Annotated in this window: 1 protein-coding gene; it reads right to left on the bottom strand. The window is 59.8% G+C overall.

The genetic code is table 11. From position 1 onward, the window contains the following. Positions 1 to 4: 4 nt before the first annotated feature. A complete protein-coding gene (locus tag LU684_RS30405) occupies positions 5 to 1,207 on the bottom strand; it encodes an ISL3 family transposase (protein WP_003464938.1) in 1,203 nt (400 codons plus the stop codon). Positions 1,208 to 1,308: the final 101 nt, after the last annotated feature.

Below are 1,308 nucleotides of genomic sequence, written 5' to 3'. Positions count from 1 at the left end.
AGGTTCATCGCGCTTTCCCGGGGAAGGCAGCCTTGATTTTCAGGAAAAAGTATTCCGAGTCCCGAAAACCATAGGCCATACGCTTGATCACCTTGATGCGGTTGTTGACGCCCTCAAGGACGCTGGTATGCATATGGAAGTTGGCACTGGCGAGGATGCCTCGGGCGTATTTGCGCAGGTTGCGAGCGAAGCGCTGTAGCGGCGCGAGGCCGCTGTCCCGGGCGTGCCGCAACCAGGTTCGCCAGCGGCGCCAGCCCTCTCGTACGCTGGGGGCGAACCAGACATCCTTCAGCGCATCCTTGAGGACATAGACCGTAGCCAGCGGCTGGTTGGCCGCGAGTAGTTCTTGAAGCTGCACGGCTTGTCCGTCCTTCAGGTTGTTGCGATTGCGCAGCAGCAGCCAGCGGCTTTGCTTGACCGCCTTTCGTGCCGGCTTGTCTTCGCGCAGGAGGTTGGCCTGGTCAACCCGGATACGGTCGATCACATCCCGACCGTAGCGCGCGACGACGTGAAACAGGTCGTACACCACTTCGGCTTGCGGGCAATGCTTCTTCACCTCCAAATCAAAAGCCGTGTTCATGTCCATGGCCACCGCCTCTATCTGCTGGCAGTGCTTGCCGAGCAATTCAAAGAACGGGCGGACCGCCTCGCGGCTGTTGCCGTGGCCGACCCACAATACCCGCGTTCGCTCGGCATCCATGATGACCGTGGCATAGCGATGCCCTTTGTGCAGGGCGAACTCGTCCATCACCAGGCGGCGGACACCGGTTGAATCGAAGTTGCCTACCTCGGCTTGAAGGCGTCGTTTATCGAGCGTTTTGAGGGTGTGCCAATGCAGGCCGGTGAGCTGGCTGACGTGGCTGATCGGCAGCAGCCGCAGCAAGCTTTCGAGCCATATCCGTAACCGCTGGGTCAGCCGAGATGCTGGCTCCAACCAGTCGATCCGCTCGGTCACCCGCCCACAACTCAGGCAATCGACTCGGCGCACTGGTAGTTGAAGCAGGACGCGCTGATCGAACAGATCACGATCACGCACCAGACGAATCCGGCGATCGTGAATCAACGGGCTGAACTGGCCACAACGCCCGCACTTAGGAAGAGAGCCGGCTTGAGGTTCAAGCTCAATGAGGAGGGTGTTATCGGTAGATGGGCGACAGGTAACGGCGTCGTAGCCTGGCCAGAAAGCGGCAAGATCAATAGGATGCACGGCGACAGCAGGGACAGGTGAAGGGTGTGTTTGGCGACTGCCAATTTACCTGCTTCCCTGACTGTCAACTCGCTCTTCCCCCAGACTCCGCGAAGAACCAA

Origin of the sequence: Pseudomonas sp. NMI542_15 (assembly GCF_021283425.1) — a bacterium.
Classification (GTDB): Bacteria; Pseudomonadota; Gammaproteobacteria; order Pseudomonadales; family Pseudomonadaceae; genus Aquipseudomonas; species Aquipseudomonas fortuita.
This window is presented reverse-complemented; position numbering and strand designations above follow the sequence as displayed.